This window comes from Rhizobium sp. CCGE 510 (assembly GCF_000292525.1).
Classification (GTDB): domain Bacteria; phylum Pseudomonadota; class Alphaproteobacteria; order Rhizobiales; family Rhizobiaceae; genus Rhizobium.
On the sequence record NZ_AEYF01000101.1, the window covers coordinates 1 to 974 of the forward strand.

Consider the following 974-nt stretch of genomic DNA (forward strand, 5'->3'; position numbering starts at 1 on the left):
AGCCACTCCAAAAGCCGGTCACCGTCCAGCAACAATAGCCTGTAATTCATTCGTCAAGGAAGGCTGGTGCCAGACACTGGCTGTATAGACCAGCGAGGTCACACATTTCGACTGTATAATGTTCAGCGGCATCCAACAGGTTGATCCAGCCTATAATCTCGTTGCGCCAGATGACGGCCGTGTTCAACACACTTTCGAGGCCCATGTTAATCAGAGTCTTGTGATCGACGAAGTAGCGCTCCATGTCCGCGCCGTCTCTGCCCAGAAAGTGACGACCAGTGCCGACACGCTTACTCCACTCATCATCGGCAAGGGGTTTTGTTCCTCCGAGCGGACTGTAATTGAGATCGGTCGAGTATATACGTCGCATAACGCCAACGGCTCGATCAACCTTAAGGAGGGTAAAGAGCTTATGGCCAAATTCGTCCTGAAAGGCGTTCTCCGCTAATACCATCAAGGCTTCGGTATCCGCCAAACGGCTGGCCTGCTCCTGGAAGGCCACGAGCCGTTGATATTGATCGTCTCTAAGATGGTGGCTCATATTGTTCCTTGCAATTTTTATATGATCGGCCTTTTGGGCCGAGTTGATTTGTGAAGACTTTCGCTGGCCGGCCTCGCAAAAATGTCAGATGAAGAACCGGCGTTTCGAACCGGCTGATCGTCCCACCTTCCATCGGCGATAGTGTCAGCGAAAAGGCGAGCCAAACATACAATGACAAGGTGCCTGTTCGCCCCTCGTCCAGCTTAACCATGGGCCGCCGAGTGCCGAGCGAAGACAGAGTTAGGTTCGGTGATCCTTGGGGGCGCTTTAGACGACGCGCATCGTTCCACTTAGTGCGTCTCGCTCGTCACGAGCAGCATGTATGCGCCACTCGATGCGGTCTGGGAAAAGCTCAAAAATGCACGTCGCGAGAGTCCGCGAATCTTTCCAATCTTTGAAATCGGCGTGCTCTCATCGAAGAGCACGGCTTCCG

1 protein-coding gene is annotated in these 974 nt (G+C 53.3%); it reads right to left on the bottom strand.

What is annotated here, in order from left to right:
• Positions 1-46: 46 nt before the first annotated feature.
• On the bottom strand, positions 47-541 hold the full coding sequence (locus RCCGE510_RS32630) for a hypothetical protein (protein ID WP_007637910.1): 495 nt from the start codon (positions 539-541) through the stop codon (positions 47-49).
• Positions 542-974 lie beyond the last annotated feature (433 nt).